General features: G+C 39.0%; 18 protein-coding genes. 13 read left to right on the forward strand and 5 right to left on the reverse strand.

What is annotated here, in order from left to right:
• Nucleotides 1-88 precede the first annotated feature (88 nt).
• A complete protein-coding gene (locus tag PKC21_07570) occupies nucleotides 89-1,267 on the forward strand; it encodes a class I SAM-dependent methyltransferase (protein ID HMR25195.1) in 1,179 nt (392 codons plus the stop codon).
• A 40-nt stretch (nucleotides 1,268-1,307) separates the two neighbouring features.
• On the opposite strand, the gene PKC21_07575 is transcribed toward PKC21_07570, so the two are convergent.
• A complete protein-coding gene (locus PKC21_07575) occupies nucleotides 1,308-1,637 on the reverse strand; it encodes a hypothetical protein (protein HMR25196.1) in 330 nt (109 codons plus the stop codon).
• A 54-nt stretch (nucleotides 1,638-1,691) separates the two neighbouring features.
• Nucleotides 1,692-3,599 (reverse strand): VacB/RNase II family 3'-5' exoribonuclease, encoded by a 1,908-nt coding sequence (locus PKC21_07580; protein HMR25197.1) that lies wholly within the window; start codon nucleotides 3,597-3,599, stop codon nucleotides 1,692-1,694.
• A gap of 276 nt (nucleotides 3,600-3,875) precedes the next feature.
• Between PKC21_07580 and pseC the strand changes: the two genes are divergently transcribed.
• The 4 genes from pseC (at nucleotide 3,876) to PKC21_07600 (ending at nucleotide 7,273) form a co-directional block, all read left to right on the forward strand.
• Nucleotides 3,876-5,039: a UDP-4-amino-4,6-dideoxy-N-acetyl-beta-L-altrosamine transaminase gene (gene pseC / locus PKC21_07585; protein ID HMR25198.1), complete on the forward strand. Its 1,164-nt coding sequence runs from the start codon at nucleotides 3,876-3,878 to the stop codon at nucleotides 5,037-5,039.
• A 155-nt stretch (nucleotides 5,040-5,194) separates the two neighbouring features.
• Nucleotides 5,195-5,785 (forward strand): LemA family protein, encoded by a 591-nt coding sequence (locus PKC21_07590; GenBank protein ID HMR25199.1) that lies wholly within the window; start codon nucleotides 5,195-5,197, stop codon nucleotides 5,783-5,785.
• A 9-nt stretch (nucleotides 5,786-5,794) separates the two neighbouring features.
• The gene (locus PKC21_07595) at nucleotides 5,795-6,583 is read left to right on the forward strand and encodes a TPM domain-containing protein (GenBank protein HMR25200.1); all 789 of its coding nucleotides are present in this window, start codon (nucleotides 5,795-5,797) and stop codon (nucleotides 6,581-6,583) included.
• A gap of 12 nt (nucleotides 6,584-6,595) precedes the next feature.
• Nucleotides 6,596-7,273, forward strand: a complete 678-nt coding sequence (locus tag PKC21_07600; protein HMR25201.1) for a hypothetical protein — start codon at nucleotides 6,596-6,598, stop codon at nucleotides 7,271-7,273.
• On the opposite strand, the gene PKC21_07605 is transcribed toward PKC21_07600, so the two are convergent.
• Nucleotides 7,270-7,740, reverse strand: a complete 471-nt coding sequence (locus tag PKC21_07605) for a hypothetical protein (protein ID HMR25202.1) — start codon at nucleotides 7,738-7,740, stop codon at nucleotides 7,270-7,272. The two genes, PKC21_07600 and PKC21_07605, sit on opposite strands and share 4 nt — an antisense overlap.
• A gap of 220 nt (nucleotides 7,741-7,960) precedes the next feature.
• On the opposite strand from PKC21_07605, the gene PKC21_07610 reads away from it, so the two are divergent.
• Nucleotides 7,961-10,345, forward strand: a complete 2,385-nt coding sequence (locus PKC21_07610; protein HMR25203.1) for a Tex family protein — start codon at nucleotides 7,961-7,963, stop codon at nucleotides 10,343-10,345.
• A 28-nt stretch (nucleotides 10,346-10,373) separates the two neighbouring features.
• Here the strand turns inward: PKC21_07610 and PKC21_07615 are convergent, their stop codons facing one another.
• Together PKC21_07615 and PKC21_07620 are read right to left on the reverse strand one after the other, a co-directional pair.
• On the reverse strand, nucleotides 10,374-11,282 hold the full coding sequence (locus tag PKC21_07615; protein ID HMR25204.1) for a hypothetical protein: 909 nt from the start codon (nucleotides 11,280-11,282) through the stop codon (nucleotides 10,374-10,376).
• 206 nt (nucleotides 11,283-11,488) lie between these two features.
• On the reverse strand, nucleotides 11,489-12,484 hold the full coding sequence (locus PKC21_07620; GenBank protein HMR25205.1) for a hypothetical protein: 996 nt from the start codon (nucleotides 12,482-12,484) through the stop codon (nucleotides 11,489-11,491).
• A gap of 248 nt (nucleotides 12,485-12,732) precedes the next feature.
• Between PKC21_07620 and PKC21_07625 the strand changes: the two genes are divergently transcribed.
• The 7 genes from PKC21_07625 (at nucleotide 12,733) to ispF (ending at nucleotide 17,511) form a co-directional block, all read left to right on the forward strand.
• The gene (locus tag PKC21_07625) at nucleotides 12,733-13,656 is read left to right on the forward strand and encodes a radical SAM protein (GenBank protein HMR25206.1); all 924 of its coding nucleotides are present in this window, start codon (nucleotides 12,733-12,735) and stop codon (nucleotides 13,654-13,656) included.
• An 8-nt stretch (nucleotides 13,657-13,664) separates the two neighbouring features.
• Nucleotides 13,665-14,288: a hypothetical protein gene (locus tag PKC21_07630; protein ID HMR25207.1), complete on the forward strand. Its 624-nt coding sequence runs from the start codon at nucleotides 13,665-13,667 to the stop codon at nucleotides 14,286-14,288.
• A 109-nt stretch (nucleotides 14,289-14,397) separates the two neighbouring features.
• On the forward strand, nucleotides 14,398-15,312 hold the full coding sequence (locus tag PKC21_07635) for a dihydroorotate dehydrogenase (protein HMR25208.1): 915 nt from the start codon (nucleotides 14,398-14,400) through the stop codon (nucleotides 15,310-15,312).
• Nucleotides 15,309-15,662 (forward strand): PilZ domain-containing protein, encoded by a 354-nt coding sequence (locus PKC21_07640; protein ID HMR25209.1) that lies wholly within the window; start codon nucleotides 15,309-15,311, stop codon nucleotides 15,660-15,662. Before PKC21_07635 ends, PKC21_07640 begins: the two co-directional genes overlap by 4 nt.
• Before the next feature lie 133 nt (nucleotides 15,663-15,795).
• Nucleotides 15,796-16,296 (forward strand): CarD family transcriptional regulator, encoded by a 501-nt coding sequence (locus PKC21_07645; GenBank protein ID HMR25210.1) that lies wholly within the window; start codon nucleotides 15,796-15,798, stop codon nucleotides 16,294-16,296.
• A 29-nt stretch (nucleotides 16,297-16,325) separates the two neighbouring features.
• Nucleotides 16,326-17,039 (forward strand): 2-C-methyl-D-erythritol 4-phosphate cytidylyltransferase, encoded by a 714-nt coding sequence (ispD, locus tag PKC21_07650; protein ID HMR25211.1) that lies wholly within the window; start codon nucleotides 16,326-16,328, stop codon nucleotides 17,037-17,039.
• Nucleotides 17,032-17,511, forward strand: coding sequence for a 2-C-methyl-D-erythritol 2,4-cyclodiphosphate synthase (gene ispF, locus PKC21_07655; GenBank protein HMR25212.1), 480 nt, complete (start codon nucleotides 17,032-17,034; stop codon nucleotides 17,509-17,511). Before ispD ends, ispF begins: the two co-directional genes overlap by 8 nt.
• The last annotated feature ends 20 nt before the right edge of the window (nucleotides 17,512-17,531 follow it).

A 17,531-nucleotide genomic window follows, 5' to 3' on the forward strand; every position in this document is an offset into this window, starting at 1 on the left:
AAAAACTATCCAGTTATGCAAAATATAAAAATAAACCTTAAGGTTTATAGAATTACCTTATCATCGGATACTATGCTAGGCTTGATGAATGAATCTATGTTTAATCTGTAAGTCTAACAACACCCGTCAAGTCTTTGCTAGCCGGGTTTCTGTCACCTCCTGTTCCAAACCCATAGAGAAAAAAGTAGATGTTTTTTACTGTGAAGTCTGTGATTATGTTTTTAGTCCCAGTCAGCAGATAGACCCTGACTTTTATGAAAAAGAATATGACTTGTTGATGCAAGATGGTCAGAGTGAGTTTGTGGTGTTTAATCAGGGACAAGCCAAAACACTTTTTGATTCAGTTTTGGATTTTCTTTTTGAGCACATAGATCCTAAAAATATTCAGAGGGCGAAAAAAATTTTGGAAGTAGGAACCGGCAAGGGCTTGTTGCTCAAACGTTTGCAAGAAAAGCTAACAGTAAAGCATTCTGAGTTTAAGGTATATGCGGTTGAGCCCAATAAAAAAAGTGAACCCTTTCTTAAAGATAATTTAAAAGATGCCAATATCAGTATTTCATTGCTAGAAGATGCGCCGTTTTTTAAGGAGGACTTTGATCTTGTTTTAAGTCATGGGGTGCTTGAACATGTAGGTGATCCAGTTCATTTTTTACAATCTGTTCATGCTTGTATGCGAGATGAAACGCTCTTGTATATTGGGGTTCCCAATTTTGATTTAAATCCAACGGATATTATTACTTATGATCATCTGTCAAAATTTACGCCCTTGTCTATAAATAATCTGTTTAAAAAATGCGGTTTAGAAGTTGTGGCAAACAATGTAGAAGAAAAAAAATTGTTTATGTTTTTTTTGTTAAAAAAATCTCAAGCCAATTCTAAAATTGAAGAGCAAGCTTCTGATGTTAAGAGCCAATCTTTGCAGTCTGTAAAAAAAGTTGAACAAATGATTAGTCATTTTCAATCAGCATATACTTTGGCACAGGAAACCCATAAACCTTTTGTATTTTACGGAGCCGGAAACATTGGATTGTTTTCATTAAAAAAATACAACATTCCTGTTTCTCAAGTTGCTGGCATTTATGATGATAACCCTACGTTTTGGAATAGCAAAAGATACAATATTACAGTGCGTAATCCAATAGAACTCAATCAGGAACCAGAGGGAACAGTGATTTATATATCAGCAAACCCACTGTATGTTCCTGAAATAAAAAATAAAATCCAACAAAAACATGGTAAAAAATTTAGAGTTTTTCCAAGGGAATGAATCTTACGCGGCTAAGCTTATAAATCTAAAAACCAAGCATTTAAAAAATTTTATAAACTATAAAGTTATCGTTTTTTAAACAAATAGGGGTCTGAGTACTTGATAACAATTGATCATTGTTTCCCATTTGATGGCTTTGAATAATTCTGTACTGGCCGTTAAAATTTTCTTTATCACACAGAAATTCTAAATTGTAGCCGTCTAAAATAGAGTAAGTGCATTCAGTAAGGGTATAAAGCAAAGAAGATTGAATGTGTTGAACACTGTTATGAGAAATATAGCGAGCCCCTTCAATTTTAGGGCAAGATTGAGCATATGATACATTAGACAAATAAATAGCAGCGAACAACAAAACCATTATCTTTTTCATCAGCAAAATTTAACAAAAAACAATACATAACGCAACGCATGTTTTTCAATTGATTTATGCTAAAATTAAATCAATAAATGCGCCTTTGAGGTTGATTTTAGCCAGTTTGACACGGTAGGTGTCCCCGAGTTTTATTTTATGACCATTGCGTCGGTTTTGGAACATCATTTCTTTTTCAAAAAAATCAAAAAAACCTTTTTTAAAATCTTTAATGGCTAAAAAACCTTCTATGGGCACTTGTTCAAATTTCATAAATAAACCACGACTATTCATGCCTACAACGTATGCTTTATAAACTTTACCAACTTTATCATACAAAAAACGTGCAGATTTTCTTTGATACATGTCTCGCTCTGCTTTTTGTGCCACACGTTCTTGCGCTGATATGTGCACACAAACATTTTCAAGCGTGTTAAATTTTTGAGGGAAAACATGAGCGGTGTCTTTATTATGAAGATGGTTTTTAATAATTCTGTGTACAAGTAAGTCTGAGTAACGCCGAATAGGGGAGGTGAAATGTAAGTAGTGGCTAAAACCTAACCCATAATGACCACTGTTGTTTACGGAATAAAAAGCTTGTGACATGGCCCTTAGGGCCCAGGATTTAAAAACTTCAGATAAAGGGCTGTCATCCAAACTGCTTAAGAATGCATTAAATTCATGTGGGTTGGAAATGCCAAAGTCTCGTGGAAGTTTGTAATTGTAAGTTTGTAAAAGATGGATCAAGTCTTCAACTTTAATGGCCTCTGGTTGTGGATGCACACGATATACTGCCATATCTTGGGTGACATCTTGTGAAAGTTTTTCTAAATAATGAGCCATACAAACATTGCTGCACAACATACATTCTTCAATCAGTTGTCTCGCTAAAGTTTGTTTTTTTTCTGCTATATGCGTAGGTGCAAAGTTTTTATCTACATGAATCACATGATCTTTTAAGTCAAAGTCAATGGAGCCTTCTTCAAATCTTAATGCCCGCATGTGTTGGGTTAAGGTTTTTAAGGCAGTTAACATTTTTCCGGTTTCTGCATGTGCAAAAGGAACAGCAGTGTTGGGTGCATCAAAATAATCATCCACTTGATCATAGGTTAAGCGTTCTTTAGACTGTATGATGCCTTCATAAAGATCAAAGTGATCAACACGGTTATCAACATTAAATTTTATTTTTAGCACCATGGCATATTTATCTTCTTTTGGACGTAAGCTGCAGAGCATATTGGATAGAAGTTCGGGTAACATAGGTATAACCATGTTAGGAAAATAAAAACTATTGCCACGAAAAGCAGCCTCTTTATCTAAAGCTGAATTGGCATGAACATAATGCGCAACATCCGCTATGGCTACATATAAATATTTTCCGTCAAAACATACAGCATCATCAAAGTCTTTTGCATCAGCACCGTCAATGGTAACAAAGTTTAAATCCCTAAAATCTTTACGTTGTTTTGAAACTTTAATGCTTTGGTCTAAAAGATCTAACTCGTCATGAATTTTTTCTGAAAAAAATGGGCTAAGTTTGTTTTCTGCCATAATAATTTTATGGTCGGTGGCTGGGTCATGAATAGAGCCCAGTAGATTGATTTTTTGAGCAATAAAAAAAGGGCGTCCCTTGACCACTTTTTTTTCAATATCAATGTGATAAATATCATCAGAGTTGATTTTTTTAGGGAGTTCAACTCGTTGTGAAAGATGTAAACGTAAGGCTTGACGTTTTTTTAATGGGAAAAAAATAAATGTATTGTTTCGTTGGTTGCTTAAGCTGCCAATAAGCTGGTCTTCTAGGGGTTTAACAGTGGCATGTGCCATGTGTTTGCTTATGGGTTTATCAAGAGGATGTTTTTTATATGTCCTTTTGCTTTTTTTACTGGCTTTAGAGCTGCTATTTTCTGGGTTTTTTAATGCAATATAGGTATCACGCTTACTCACAGTGAGGTATCCTTCACGTTCAAATTGAAAAAGCAAAGCCTTTATTTTTTTACGTAAACTACCACGCGCTTTCCAGGACCTGCAAATTTGACTATAGGTTTGTGGCCGGTATTCGGGGTCTTGGAAGTAAGCTAGAAAATTTTTTTTATTCAGTGGCGGAATAAGAAATCCCTTGTTTAAAGATTATATATTTTACAGTAAATCTGTCTGTTTCATATTCATTATAACAGCAATAACAAACATTGGAACTTTAAAAAACATGTCATATCAAAAGGTAGGCCGTATCTTTTGATAGTGATATACTTGATTTGTATGCGTAATAAAAAATTTATTGCTGTGGGTAGTCAAACAGTTGATAATGAAGATGTGGCCTATGTCTCGGCTATGCTCAAAGATGATTTTCTAACGCAAGGTCCGCAAGTTGAGAAATTTGAACAAAGCTTGTCCAGTTTTTTACAGGCGCCTTATGTTAGCGCTATGTCCAGTGGGAGTGCAGCTTTACACATTGCCTGTAAAGTTTTTGGCTGCGATCAAGACACGATCTTGTATTCTTCACCCATCACTTTTGTTGCAAGTCAAAATGCTGCCCTGCACTTTGGGGCAAAAAACCAATTCATTGATGTTAATCCTTCTACAGGAAATATGGATATAACGGCTTTAGAGCAAACCTTGGCACAAAGTAAAGCTAAAAACAAAATCATTATGCCCGTTCATTTTGCAGGTTTGGCTTGTGATTTAGATGAGATTAATGCTTTGGCAAAGCATTATGATGCAAAGGTCATAGAAGATGCTTCACACGCTTTGGGAGCAAAGTATAAAGGGAAATTTATTGGAGCGACTCACGCTGAGCATTTGGTAACTTTAAGTTTTCACCCCTTAAAGCATATCACTACGGCAGAAGGAGGGGCTGTTACTTGTATGGATTCAGAGCAGTTGCAACAATGCAACTTGTATCGCAGCCATGGTATTGATAAAAATATACAAACCATAGAAGATCAAAAAGGCAAACTGTGGCACCATGAGATGCATGTTTTAGGCTTTAATTATAGAATGTCAGAGATACATGCAGCTTTGGGTGTAAGCCAAATCAAAAAGTTGCCAACTTTTTTAGAAAAAAGAAAAAATATGGCTTCTGTGTATTCCAACCAATTAAAAGAAGTTGACTGTCATTTGCCCAGCACTGAAGCGGATAAAGAGCACGCGTGGTTGCTGTACATGATCCAAGTTGATTTTAAATCTCGCAAGCTTGATAAGAATGACTTTATGTTAGCATTAAGAGAAAAAGGTATTGGCTCGCAAGTGCATAACATACCTGTCTATAGGCAGCCATACTTTATAAAACTATATGGTGAACAACGGCATAAGTTTCCTGGGGCAGAAAAGTTTTTTGAGCAAACTTTATCTATCCCTTTGCATCCTGGTTTGACCGAAGAAGATCAGGCTTATGTGGTTAAAACGTTAAAAGAGTTATTGTAGAGACTATGCTAAGTTAAAAATTATTTGCAAAATTTAGAGAGAAAACCCGATCAGTCAAATGGCATGAAAACTTTTTTAAGCATAATGGAGGGTTTGGATTGTTGGTGTTTCAAAAACTTGCATAAGTTTGGCTCTGCGCCTATACATAGGACATGATGAAAAAAGTATATGTTGTTTTGAGTTTAACATTAATGGGAGCATTGTCATCTTGTGGGATTCAAGCGATTCCTATGGCCAAGAATGAAGTGGATGCCACTTTGTCTGAAGTGACCAATCAGTACCAACGTAGAGCAGATTTGATTCCAAACTTGGTCAAAACCGTTAAAGCTTATGCTGAGCATGAACAAGAAACTTTAGAGGCCGTGGTTAATGCTAGAGCCAAAGCCACCAGTATGAATATTGATCCCAGTAAAGCAACCCCAGAACAATTAGAATCCTTTGCCAATGCGCAAGGAGGACTCAGTCAGGCTTTGGGCCGTTTGTTGTTGGTTGCTGAGCAATATCCCAATCTAAAAGCCGATCAAAATTTTAGAGACTTGCAAGCTCAGTTGGAGGGGACGGAAAATAGAATTACCGTGGCCCGCAACCGACACATTGAAGCCGTCAAACACTTTAACAACCAAATTACGGTTCCACCCAGCAGTTGGGTGAATAGCTTGTTTTACAAGTTCAGCAAAATGCCACAGTGGACCAGCACAACAAAAACGCCGGAGCAACTTGAAACAGCACCAGCAGTGGAGTTTTAAATTAGCGTCTTGATAAAAACGATTCAATTGTATGTTTTAACGCTTGTCTTGGCAATGCCAGTGTTTGCGGTTGGAATTGATATTCCTGTATTGACCGGGCCTGTGGTTGATCAGGCAGGTTTATTTAATCCGCAACAAAGAGATGAGATAGAACGTTTTTTATACACTTTGGATCAAAAGACAGATGTTCAAATTGCGGTATTAAGTGTTCAATCTTTGCTTGGAGAAACAATAGAGCAGGCTTCTATCCGCGTTGCGGATCAATGGCAGCTAGGCCATAAAAAAACCGATAAAGGTCTGTTAATTTTAATTGCCAAAGATGAGCGCAGGGTTAGAGTAGAGGTGGGGCAAGGCTTAGAAGGTGATGTCCCGGATGCTTACAGTAAAAGAATCATTGAGCGCTACATTGTCCCTAATTTTAAACAAGGTCTGTTTTACAAGGGAGTGATGCAGGGAGTGTTTCAGCTGTGTAATTTGGTGTTGAGCCCAGAAGAAAAAAAGATTGTTTTTGCACAAGGGGATCAATTTAAAGCCTTAAATAAAAGTACAAATCAAGAGTCTATCCCTTGGCCATTTGTTTTATTTTTTATTGTGGCCATTGCTTTAAAGCTTTATTTTGCAAGATCGCGTTATTCCCAGCAGGGTTCTGGCTATAGACGCAACCGCAATGGTTTTGACCATTTTGATGATTTTTTTGGTGGTGGTTTTGGAGGAGGTTCCTCCTCAGGCAGCGGTTTTGGTGGGTTCCGTGGCGGCGGTGGAGGTTTCAGCGGCGGTGGAAGCTCGGGTTCTTGGTGAGGAGTATGTGTAATGCAAAACAATGAACAACAACCCTTATGGATTCAAGACTGGATTAAAAAAGATTTCTCGCAAGCCATTGAACAGGCAATTGAAAACGCAGAAAAAAAATGTGCCTTGGATTTTTTTCCGGTGGTGGTGAAGAGTTCAACAACCTTAGGCCACATTTTTCCCTTGTTAACCTTGCTGCTATTTGCAGTGTATGTGAGTGCGCTTACCTTAATACCATTGCCCAAACTTGGCTTGTGGGGTGTTGGTGTGCACGGCATGATGGTTTTGATCATGATGATTTTGGCTTACAGTTTAAGTGAAAACCTATGGCTTGCCCGTTGGCTAACAGCCAAAAAGGATCAGCGCTATTCAGTTGAGCAAGCGGCGCGTTTGGCTTACTATGAGCATGCCATTGATCAGCATCCCAGTGTATTAATTTTTGTGTCTCTGATGGAGCGGCAAGTTGTAGTGTTGTGCAATGAAAAAGTGCAAGCCAAGCTTAAAGGCGATATTTTTAAAGATCACATTAACAAGTTATTGCCCTTACTTAAAAGAAAACAATTACAACAGGCTTTGTGTCAATGCATTGCCGGTTTGGCCAATAGTATGCAACAGGCTTTTCCCTTACAAGGAGAAAAGCCCAAAAATGCCTTAAGCAATAAAGTATTGCTTAAAAAACCAGATGATGAACAAGCTTAGTAGTTAGCACTGGCTTGCATGATGACATGAAAATCAACAATTTCAGGTTCATTTTGTCTGGTGTCTACTTCAGGATCTTCAATGTAGATAGTCAAATAACGGTTTGCTTTATTCACAACGGTTCTTAGACGAAAACTTTGTCCATACAACCAAACATCCTCTGCATTTTGCCAGACATCCTCTTGACCATCAACTTTTTCAAAGTCATTGATTTTAATGCTTAATGCTTTGTTTCTGCTTTCTTGGGTGAACTCAATGTTAATGGTCCAGTCACCCAAAATGCGTAAAAAATTGGCTTGCAGGTGCAGTTGGTCATCTTTGCTGTAATCTATGGTTTTATCAATAAGATAGGTGTGTTTGTGCTGCGCATAAGAGGCAATAGCATTGACAGGTGCTTGCGCATGAGCGTTGCTTAAAAAAGCAAAGATTGAAAAAAATGTTAAAAAGCCTAGATATAAATGTCTCATAATAACCCCATTTGAATATGTTTAATAAAGAATAAACAGTTAGCTAGAAACCATATAAAAAGAAAATAAATAAAAATTATATATCTATAAAAATTGTCTATAATAATAGCTTTTTAAAAAGGTTAATAAAACTAAATCCTTAGGAATCCTAAATAGAAAATATTGTCTTTTTTACTTTATAGTCTTGCCAAATTGGCTTTGATCTTTAATATGCCTTCTCATGAATTTTGAAACATGGATCAAACAGACCTGTCCAGGGGTTAGTTTTAAAGCAGCCACTGCCGTACTGGAGTTGAGTGCAGAAGGCGCAACATTACCGTTTATTGCGCGTTATCGTAAAGAAAAAACTGGAGGCCTGGATGAAGTGGCCATACAAGCTGTTTTAGATGCCAAAGAAAATTTTGAAACCATCATCAAGCGACAAGCCTATATTGTTGACGAAATTGCCAAACAAGAAAAGTTAACGGATGAATTAAAAAAGAAGATTGAAAGCACCTTTGTTCTATCGGTTTTAGAAGATTTGTACCAACCTTATAAACTCAAGAAAAAAACCAAAGCCACTGTTGCTAAAGAAGCCGGTTTAGAGCCTTTTGCCAATTGGTTGTGGGATTGTGGGCATGGCGTCGCCAAAGCCCAAGATGGAGAAATCGCTGAAAAAGTAGCTTTAGCCTACCTTAATGCTGATCATAAAATCAACAGTGCTGAAGATGCCATCAAAGGCGCACAAGATATATTGATTGAACGTTTAAGCGAAGACGCGGACCTCAAACAAAAAGTGAGAGACATTGTTTTTCAAAAAGCTTTTTTGCACAGTGAAAAAGGTAAAAATGCCAAACCGCACAGTAAGTTTGAGCCCTACTTTGAGTTCTCACAAGCTGTGCAAACCTTGATGGAAGAAGGCAGTTCGCACCGTTACTTGGCCATTCGACGCGGTTGGATGGAACAAGAGTTGAGCATTAAGTTTGATTTTGCCCCAGACAGCGGCCAAAGCTTGGAAGATCATTTGCTTGAATTGTATTACGCGGCAGCGTGTAGCGAGGAAAATTTTTCAGAAAAAGACCTCTTGCATAAAGCGGCGCGCATGGCGCTAAAAGTCTATGTGCTTTCCAGCATAGAAAATGAAGTACATAAAGAGTTAAGAGAAGCCGCAGATATTGCAGCCATTACTGTATTTGCTGAGAATGTAAAAAAACTGTTGTTGGCCGCACCTTTTGGGCCTAAGGCTGTTTTGGGTGTTGACCCTGGTATTAGAACGGGTTGTAAATTGGCCGTGATAGATGCCTCAGGCAAATATGTGTCTGATGCGGTAATGCATTTAAATACAGAGGCCAATAAGCAAGCGGCAGCCAAAGGTTTGTTGGCTGTGATTGCAGCTTATGACATCAAGGCCATTGCCGTAGGCAATGGTACCGCAGGTCGTGAAACAGAAAGTTTTGTTAGGCAAGTGCTTAAAGATGCCGGTGTAAAAGTGGATGTGACCATGGTCAATGAGTCTGGAGCTAGTATTTACAGCGCCAGTGAAACGGCAAGGGAAGAGTTTCCCAATTTAGATGTGACCGTGCGCGGAGCCATTTCCATTGCCCGTCGTTTGCAAGATCCTTTGGCGGAGCTGGTCAAAATTGAACCCAAAAGCATTGGGGTAGGCCAATATCAGCACGATGTCTCACAAACGGCTTTAAAAAAACGACTAGAGTTGGTGGTGGATGTTTGTGTGAACTCGGTTGGCGTTAACTTGAACACAGCTTCCTATCATTTGCTTTCTCGTGTGGCCGGCATTGGTCCAAGTTTGGCTAAAACCATTGTTGATTACCGAGCGCAAAACGGCTTGTTTCAATCCAAGCAAGACTTGTTAAAAGTTTCACGTTTTAGTGACAAAACCTTAGAGCAAGCAGCAGGCTTTTTACGCATCCCAGAAGCCAAAAATCCTTTGGATAACACCGGTGTTCACCCAGAGCGTTACAAGGCATTGACGGAAGTTGCTGAAAAAATGGGGCAAACCTTAAAAAGCTTAATGGGTGCTCAAGGCGTACAAGCTTTGAGAAACAGTGAGCATGGTAAAAACTTAAAAGCTTTGATGGGCGAGTACACCTATGAAGATGTGCTTAAGGAATTGGAAAAGCCAGGCCGTGACCCGCGTGAAACCTTTGCTGTATTTTCTTATCGAGATGATATCAGTGAGGTCAAAGATCTTAAGGCGGATATGATTTGTCCTGGGATTGTCACCAACGTCACCAACTTTGGTGCTTTTGTGGATATAGGAGTGCATCAAGATGGCTTGGTGCATATTTCACAAATGTCTCATGACTTTGTCAAAGACCCTAGAGATGTGGTGAGTCCAGGGGATCATGTCACGGTAAAAGTGATGGATGTCAACTTGGATAAAAAGCAAATTGCTTTGAGCATGCGCTTGTCTGAGCAAGGAAGTCAACAGCAAAGTCCCAAAACGTCCGCGGCGGACAGACCTTCTGCTGCAAACAAAGAATCAAGAAAATATAACCCTGGACAACGCTCCGGGGGTGCTCCGGCAAAGCCAAAGCAAAACGGTCCAGCCAAAGCCACCCATAATCCATTTGCGGCCTTGGCAGATTTTAAAGTGAAAAAGTAAGATCATGTCAGGCTATGGTTTTTAATCACTAAGGAATATATGGATAGTACAAATAAAGAGATGACGTGGTCGAGGCGGTTATTTCACTGTTGCCAAAGCCTAAGATAGGCGTTTCTTCGTTCAATAAATTGCGGAAAGAATACGATAAACGGCGGATGCTGTCGCTGGGGTTGGCTTGAATATTTTGTGCTTCTTGATACTGGGCATCTCTGAGCGTATTAAAATTAAAACTCATGACGCCCGGTGCTGCCGGCCTAATGGCATAGGATAAAATACATTGTTCAATGCAGACATTGCCTCTAACATCAGGATAAGCGGGAGAAAACTCAATGTTAACCCCTTCTTCAAATGTGGTTGAGGTGTCGTTTGTTCGGTAATTGATAAAACTGACGGCTTCTGGCATGCGAATTTGTTGAAACCTAATGCCGCCTTGCGGATCAATAATGCAAACGTTGGCTTTGTTGATGGGGCGTAAATCAATGTAATCAGAGTAATAACCAACATTGGTGTTGGTGCTTTCTTTATAAGGCAGTTGTCGACCATTGATTAAAACTTTGTAACCATCGTCTAAGCGTAAGAAAGATGCGGGTTGACCAATGGGATTAATTTTAATCTCAACATAAACACTGTTAAAAATAGCATAAGAGCTTAATAAAGTGAGTCTAAAATTACTATTGTTTTCCTGGCCATTGACCGGGTTGGTCACTGTAGGCGTTACAGAGTCTGGATGGACGCCGTTGGGGTAATTGTCTAAATCTTGGCACAAGTCATTGATTTCTGACTGGCTGAAGCTTAGCTCTTGATCAATTAAAGGTTCTTGAATGACCTCTTCATATTGAGTGAAAGTGTTTGGATCACCAATGCTAACATTTGAACATGCGTTTAATAGCCCTGCTGTTGTCAATAAACTGACAGCAAGAAAAATATTTTTTTTCATTATCAACCTTTGTGTTATCTTTTATTTAAAAATCCCCAATAACATTTATAGTCTAGCAAATTTTTTTAAGGTAAGTAAAGTTAATATTTTAAGTATTTGATATTAAAAGATTTTAATTTTATATGTCAATTGTAGCATGTTTTTAAAGGCTAAATATTTTTTTGAGAGGCTTATGATCTTGCTACGAAGGGCTCAAGTTATACGACTTAATCGTTTCCAAAGCATGGATCGACAATCAGTGAAAAATCATGTTTTTGCAAAAGATATTGCAAGTGACTAAAGCGCGAGGCATCAATAAAAATATGAAGGGTGTCATTGGGGTTTAATCTTTGCGCAAAGTGCTTGATGTTTTCAAACGCAGTGTAGTTTGGAATAATTAATGTATACAACATATAGTCTTTGGGTTGATTTTGATGGGATGGTTCTAAGGCAGGTAAATCCAGCATAAGCTGTTCTTGGAAGCGTTGCAAATCATAAGTATGGTATTGATGGGGGAGTTCTATTAAAGTTTGTTTGTAGAGTGGTAATACATGGCTGAATCGTTTTATATCTTTTTGCAATTGTGACAGATTAAAAGGAGCGCCGTCAACCCTAAGCATATGAATGATTTGCGCAACTGTATCCAATGTGATGCCATTGTCCTTGAAAGCTGAAAACGTTAAACACTCTGGGTTTTCGTATTTTAGGTAATAATGAAAAAGGCGCAATGAATCTAAAAGCGTAAGATAATGCTGTTCAAGTTTAGGGTGCTGGGGCTCACCAACGCAATAGGCTTTTAAGTTTTCGGGCTTGAGTTGGTTTAAATGTTGTTGAAAATCTAAGACTTCAAACAAACTTTGCATCAACAAACTGTAGGTGTCTTGTAAACCAAAGATTTTTGATTGCTCAAAAGATTTAGCTAAGTCTTGAAGGGTGGTGGCCAACAAGGTTTGTTCAGTGTCAGCAATATTGAAGAAGGTATTGGGTTTAAAGCTTTCTTGATTGGCAGCGATAAAACCAAAACTGTGATCAAAATAAGCATGGTCGTACATCAGGTAATGTTGTTGAGAACTGTCGTTTTCTGGGTTTAAGCTGGACTTGATCACATCAACTTGGTTTTGCAAGCAAGCACTATGATTGCGGGCATGCAAGTGGATGCTTTGGGCAAAAAGAGGGGTCCAGAACCAGCAATACAACAAAAGCGTAAGCAATGATTTTAACATTGAAATCAGCTTAATCTAATTTTCTAAAAAAATGCAAACAGTTTACGCAGTGTATTATGAGTTGGCGCGTAAAAGTGACCATATATGGTACCATATATGGTCACTTGTCCACAGCTGTGGACAAAAATAATAACAATAAAAACAAACACTTAAGTTAATATAAAGGAGCTTGTACCAAAGCTATCCACAAAACAAAATCCTTTGTCATAAATATTGTTTTGTATGATGAGCGCGGGTAGACTGTGGCCATGGTGAGCAGAGCATTTGAAAATACCTATCTTACGGCCAAAGGAGAGCCTAGGGCCAAAGTAGAGTTAAGTGCATTACAGACCTTGTGGTTGAATACCGGAACCTTATGCAATTTAAGCTGTGAGCATTGTTACATAGAATCATCACCCAGAAATGACAGACTGGCTTATTTGTCTGCCCAGGATGTTGAGCCTTTTTTGGATGAAATCAAAACCCGTCAGCTAGGCACCCAAATGATAGGTATTACAGATGGAGAACCGTTTATCAATCCTAGTATTATAGAAATTTTAAATTTATGCCTGTCACGTGGTTTTGAAACCTTGGTTTTAAGCAATGCGTTTAAAGTGTTAAACAAACATGAGCAAAGTTTGCTTGATTTAAATCAGCATTACCCAGAGCAGTTTTTTATTCGTGTATCTTTGGATCATTATAGCAAAGATAAGCATGAAGAAGAGCGGGGTGAGGGAACGTTTGAAAAAACCATGCAGCGTTTACAATGGTTGCATGCCAATGATTTTCAGCTTTCAGTGGCAGGTAGGGCCATGCTGGGAGAAAATTTAGCGGATAGTCAAGCAGGCTATAAATCTTTGCTTGAGTATTATGCAATTGATTTAGACTTAGAACAAAAGTTAATTATTTTTCCTGAAATGGCCAATGATAAAGATGTGCCTGAGATTAGTACAGCTTGTTGGGATATTTTGGGAGTAAAACCTGAACAACAAATGTGTGCGCATGAGCGCATGTTGGTTAAACATAAAGGTGCAACAAAACCAGTGTTGATGCCCTGTACTCTATTGGCTTATGATGAGCAGTTTGTCATGGGCAATACTTTGCAAGAAGCAGATAAACCAGTTTACTTAAATCATCGTTTTTGTGCCCAGTTCTGTGTGCTAGGGGGGTCCAGTTGTTCTGGCGTCAAATAAAGGTGCTATTGCTAGTTTTAGGCGGCATGGTGCGGTCTGCAGTGGCGATTGATTTGGATGTACAGCAATGGGAGTTGATTAATTACCGCAAAATCAAAGCCAATACCGTAACTAACGTCAATGATCATATGCTTATCAACGTTGATCAATCATCGTCAGCTTTGGTGTATCCTTTTGCAACAGCCAAAACAGTTAAAGGCATAAAGATTCGTGCTCAGATGCAAGGTGATCTGAACTACCAAGACATGGTACCGGGAAGCATGGGAGCCGATGATTTTCCCTTACGAATAGGTTTGATTGAACAGGGAAGCAAAAAACTTAATTTTTTGCAAAAAGCAATGGCCCCCCAGTGGTTGAAAACCTTAAATGCTTTTTCTGCTAACTATGGTGGGTTAAATCAAGTGTACAGCTTGCTGTTTTATACCCAATCCCCAGACTTTGAAAAACGTGAGCATCCATTGGCAAAATACTTTTTTGAAGTTGCTTTAGCACAATTTAAAAACGGTAAGCTAGAATACAGCCATCAATTTGAGCAACCAACACAAAATATTGGTCTTTGGATCAGTTCTGATGGCGATGATACTTTGTCATCGTACAGCATAAGGATTCATGCCTTGCAATTGATTGAGTAAATAAAATACAATGATTTCAAGGTAAACTATAAAAGCATGTGCCTGTAATTTATATCTAATCTGCATAAAACTATTGTTAAAAGCCTAAGCAAGCGATAAAGTGCCCTCCATGTTGATGACCACAAGGGTAGGAACATTAGAATTGCGCAATCCTATTTTGGGAGCCTCCGGTACCTTTGGTTATGGTTTAGAGTTTGCGCAACTGATGGATTTAGAAAGCATTGGCGGCTTTGTCACCAAAGGCTTATCCATGCGCCCACGTTTGGGTAATCAACCCCCACGCATTCATGAAACACCATACGGAATGCTTAATGCTATTGGCTTACATAATATTGGCGCCAAAGCTTTTGTTAAAGAAAAACTCCCCCAGCTCAGAGAAATTGATACACATGTTATTGTCAATGTTTATGGAGAAAGCCCGCAAGACTTTATTGATGTGGCGCAATATTTGTCTGAACACGAAGGTATCTCCGCTTTAGAAATCAATGTGTCCTGCCCTAATGTTAAAAATGGTTTAGATATTGGAACAGATCCAGCACAAGCGGAACAACTGATTGCTCAAATTAGAGAAGTAACATATTTACCTCTGTGGGCTAAGCTTACGCCCAATGTTACGCATATTACTGCAATAGCCCAAGCGGCCATCAATGGTGGGGCAGATGCCTTGTCTTTGATTAATTCAGTCAAAGCCATGGCCCTAGATTGGCGCAGAAACACGCCACATTTATCCAATATTTTTGGGGGTTTGTCTGGCCCGGCCATTAAACCCATTGCTTTAGCCAAGGTGTTTGAAGTGACTCAAAAATTTGATATTCCGGTTGTAGGCATAGGGGGCATAAAAAGTGCTGAGGATGTGGCTGATTTTTTAGCTGTTGGAGCCTGTGCTGTGCAAGTGGGAACGCATAATTTTGCCGATACTGCAGCAACTGAGCATATCGTTCAGGCTTTAAAAAATACTTTACTGGAAGAAAAAACAAGCGTTTCTGAACTCAAAGGACGATTTTTGCGCCGGGAGACAAGGTGAGTCTTAATTATCCTGTACGTTCCAAACGCTATGCGGTACGCATTCAATTAGGTCAAGCAGCGCAGGAGTTGTTTTACGGTAGCCAAATCATGAATATCTCTAAAGGTGGGGTTTTTATTAAAGCAGATTTGGTCCTACCGGTGGGCAGTATTATTGATTTTACTTTTACTTTACCCAAAACCAATCAAACCATCAGTGTTACCGGAGTGGTGGTTTGGGCGCGCAAAGCCCTGGCCAAACAACAGGAATCCTTCCCCAATCATCCCAGTGGTATGGGAATTCAGTTTGTTCAAACATCCAGTGAGATTTTGGATAAAATCAGTCAAGAATTGCAGTTACACAGCGCCTAAAGCATGAATTTTAAGCATTAAAAACAATAAATTGTGACCAGTGGGTCTAGTATTTGCTTTAAAAAACTGGTATATTGCGACCTTCATGTCAGTCATTAAAAAGAAAGAAGTAGTACGCAAAAAAAAGCCAAAAATGCGTACAGATGAAGACACCAACTTTAAAATTGGTGATAAAGCCGTTTATCCGGCCTATGGTGTGGGTCAAATTGAGCGGATTGATGAAAAAGAGATAGCGGGCACAATCATGTCATTTTATGTGGTCCGTATTTTAGACAGCGAAATGACCTTGATGGTTCCGGTCAATGGCGTAAAAAATGTTGGTTTACGCCGTTTGATTAAGGCTTCCCAAGTCAAGCGTGTATTTGATGTGTTTAAAGAGAATGATGTGGTCATTGACACCACCACTTGGAATCGCAGACAACGCGAATACAATGAAAAAATAAAAACCGGCTCAGTCTTTGAAATTGCTGAAGTCATGCGTGATTTGTACGTTTTAAAAAAAGACAAAACCTTGTCCTTTGGTGAGCGCAGCATGATGGATAAGGCTAGAACCTTATTAATCAAAGAATTGGCCATAGCCAAAGAATCTGATGAAGAAAGCATTGAGAAAAAAATAGAAAAATTTTTTGAATAATTTTTCTGTGCTCAAGCACACGTTTTACCATGTCTATAGCAAAGCATAAACTGAGCGTCGTTATTCCAGCTGGAGGCTCTGGCACTCGAATGCAATTGGGCCAAGCCAAACAATATTTAAAAATTAACGGAAAGATGGTGCTTGAATACACCTTGCAAGCCTTTGAAAGCCATGCATGGGTGGATGAAATTATTTTGGTTTTGCCAGAAGAAGATTTGGCAAGCAAACCCGTATCGTTTTGGCGTGATTTAGGGTTTTTAAAAGTCAAACACTGCGTGGCTGGCGGACAAAGCCGGCAAGAATCTGTGTGGCAAGGTTTACAACAAACAAATCTAAACAATAACTATGTATTAATACATGATGCAGCTAGATGTTTATTTAACAGCGAGGACTTAAGTGAAGCTATTCAGGTCTGCGACGATGCAGATGGTGTGATTTATGCTTCTCCGCTCAGTGACTCCATTAAGCATGTTGAGTTGAGACGAATTAAAGAATCCGTGGATCGCAGTAAACTCTGGGCCATGCAAACCCCGCAAATATTCAAACGCAGTTTTATTACGCAAGCGTATGAAAAAGCCATCCGCGATCAATTTTTTGCAACGGATGATGCACAAGTGGCAGAATACAAACAAGGCTTGGTTAAGGTATTTCCTTCTAGGCACATCAATTTAAAATTAACCCAAGCAGCCGATGTTGCATTGTTTGCCGCATTGTTGCAGTTAAAAGAGAGGCAAGATGTTTAGAATAGGACAAGGCATAGATATTCATGCATTTACATCTGAACGAAACAATATTGTTTTGGGTGGTGTAGAGATTGAACATGATATGGGGCTGGCAGGGCACTCAGATGCCGATGCCTTGATTCATGCCATTTGTGATGCCATGCTCGGCGCCTTGGCCATGGGTGACATTGGCCAATATTTTTCTGACACAGATCCCGCCTATAAAAATGCCAACAGTGAAATGTTTTTACAAAAGATTTATGCCATGGTTTTGGACAAAGGTTGGCATATGGCCAATATTGATAGCACCATCATGACTGAGCAACCCAAAATTGCACCGTATGTTCCCAGTATGCAACAAAACCTAGCCAAAATTTTAGATCTTAATACCAATCAAGTCAGCATCAAAGCGACAAGAGCGGAGAAGCTAGGCAGTTTAGGCAGGCAAGAAGGCTTAATGGCCATGGCCAATGTGCTGTTGTATAAAAAATAGTGAGTCCACGAGGCTGCTTT

It is taken from the genome of Oligoflexia bacterium, assembly GCA_035326705.1.
Lineage (GTDB): Bacteria > Bdellovibrionota_G > JALEGL01 > JALEGL01 > JALEGL01 > JALEGL01.

What these genes read in the sequence shown, in the direction of transcription:
- PKC21_07615 (HMR25204.1), bottom strand. Translation starts at nt 11,282, where the DNA reads ATGAAAAAAAATATTTTTCTTGCTGTCAGTTTATTGACAACAGCAGGG.
- PKC21_07610 (HMR25203.1), top strand. Translation starts at nt 7,961, where the DNA reads ATGAATTTTGAAACATGGATCAAACAGACCTGTCCAGGGGTTAGTTTT.
- PKC21_07590 (HMR25199.1), top strand. Translation starts at nt 5,195, where the DNA reads ATGAAAAAAGTATATGTTGTTTTGAGTTTAACATTAATGGGAGCATTG.
- ispF (HMR25212.1), top strand. Translation starts at nt 17,032, where the DNA reads ATGTTTAGAATAGGACAAGGCATAGATATTCATGCATTTACATCTGAA.
- PKC21_07635 (HMR25208.1), top strand. Translation starts at nt 14,398, where the DNA reads ATGTTGATGACCACAAGGGTAGGAACATTAGAATTGCGCAATCCTATT.
- PKC21_07570 (HMR25195.1), top strand. Translation starts at nt 89, where the DNA reads ATGAATCTATGTTTAATCTGTAAGTCTAACAACACCCGTCAAGTCTTT.
- PKC21_07625 (HMR25206.1), top strand. Translation starts at nt 12,733, where the DNA reads ATGGTGAGCAGAGCATTTGAAAATACCTATCTTACGGCCAAAGGAGAG.
- ispD (HMR25211.1), top strand. Translation starts at nt 16,326, where the DNA reads ATGTCTATAGCAAAGCATAAACTGAGCGTCGTTATTCCAGCTGGAGGC.
- PKC21_07645 (HMR25210.1), top strand. Translation starts at nt 15,796, where the DNA reads ATGCGTACAGATGAAGACACCAACTTTAAAATTGGTGATAAAGCCGTT.
- PKC21_07605 (HMR25202.1), bottom strand. Translation starts at nt 7,740, where the DNA reads ATGAGACATTTATATCTAGGCTTTTTAACATTTTTTTCAATCTTTGCT.
- pseC (HMR25198.1), top strand. Translation starts at nt 3,876, where the DNA reads ATGCGTAATAAAAAATTTATTGCTGTGGGTAGTCAAACAGTTGATAAT.
- PKC21_07600 (HMR25201.1), top strand. Translation starts at nt 6,596, where the DNA reads ATGCAAAACAATGAACAACAACCCTTATGGATTCAAGACTGGATTAAA.
- PKC21_07620 (HMR25205.1), bottom strand. Translation starts at nt 12,484, where the DNA reads ATGTTAAAATCATTGCTTACGCTTTTGTTGTATTGCTGGTTCTGGACC.
- PKC21_07575 (HMR25196.1), bottom strand. Translation starts at nt 1,637, where the DNA reads ATGAAAAAGATAATGGTTTTGTTGTTCGCTGCTATTTATTTGTCTAAT.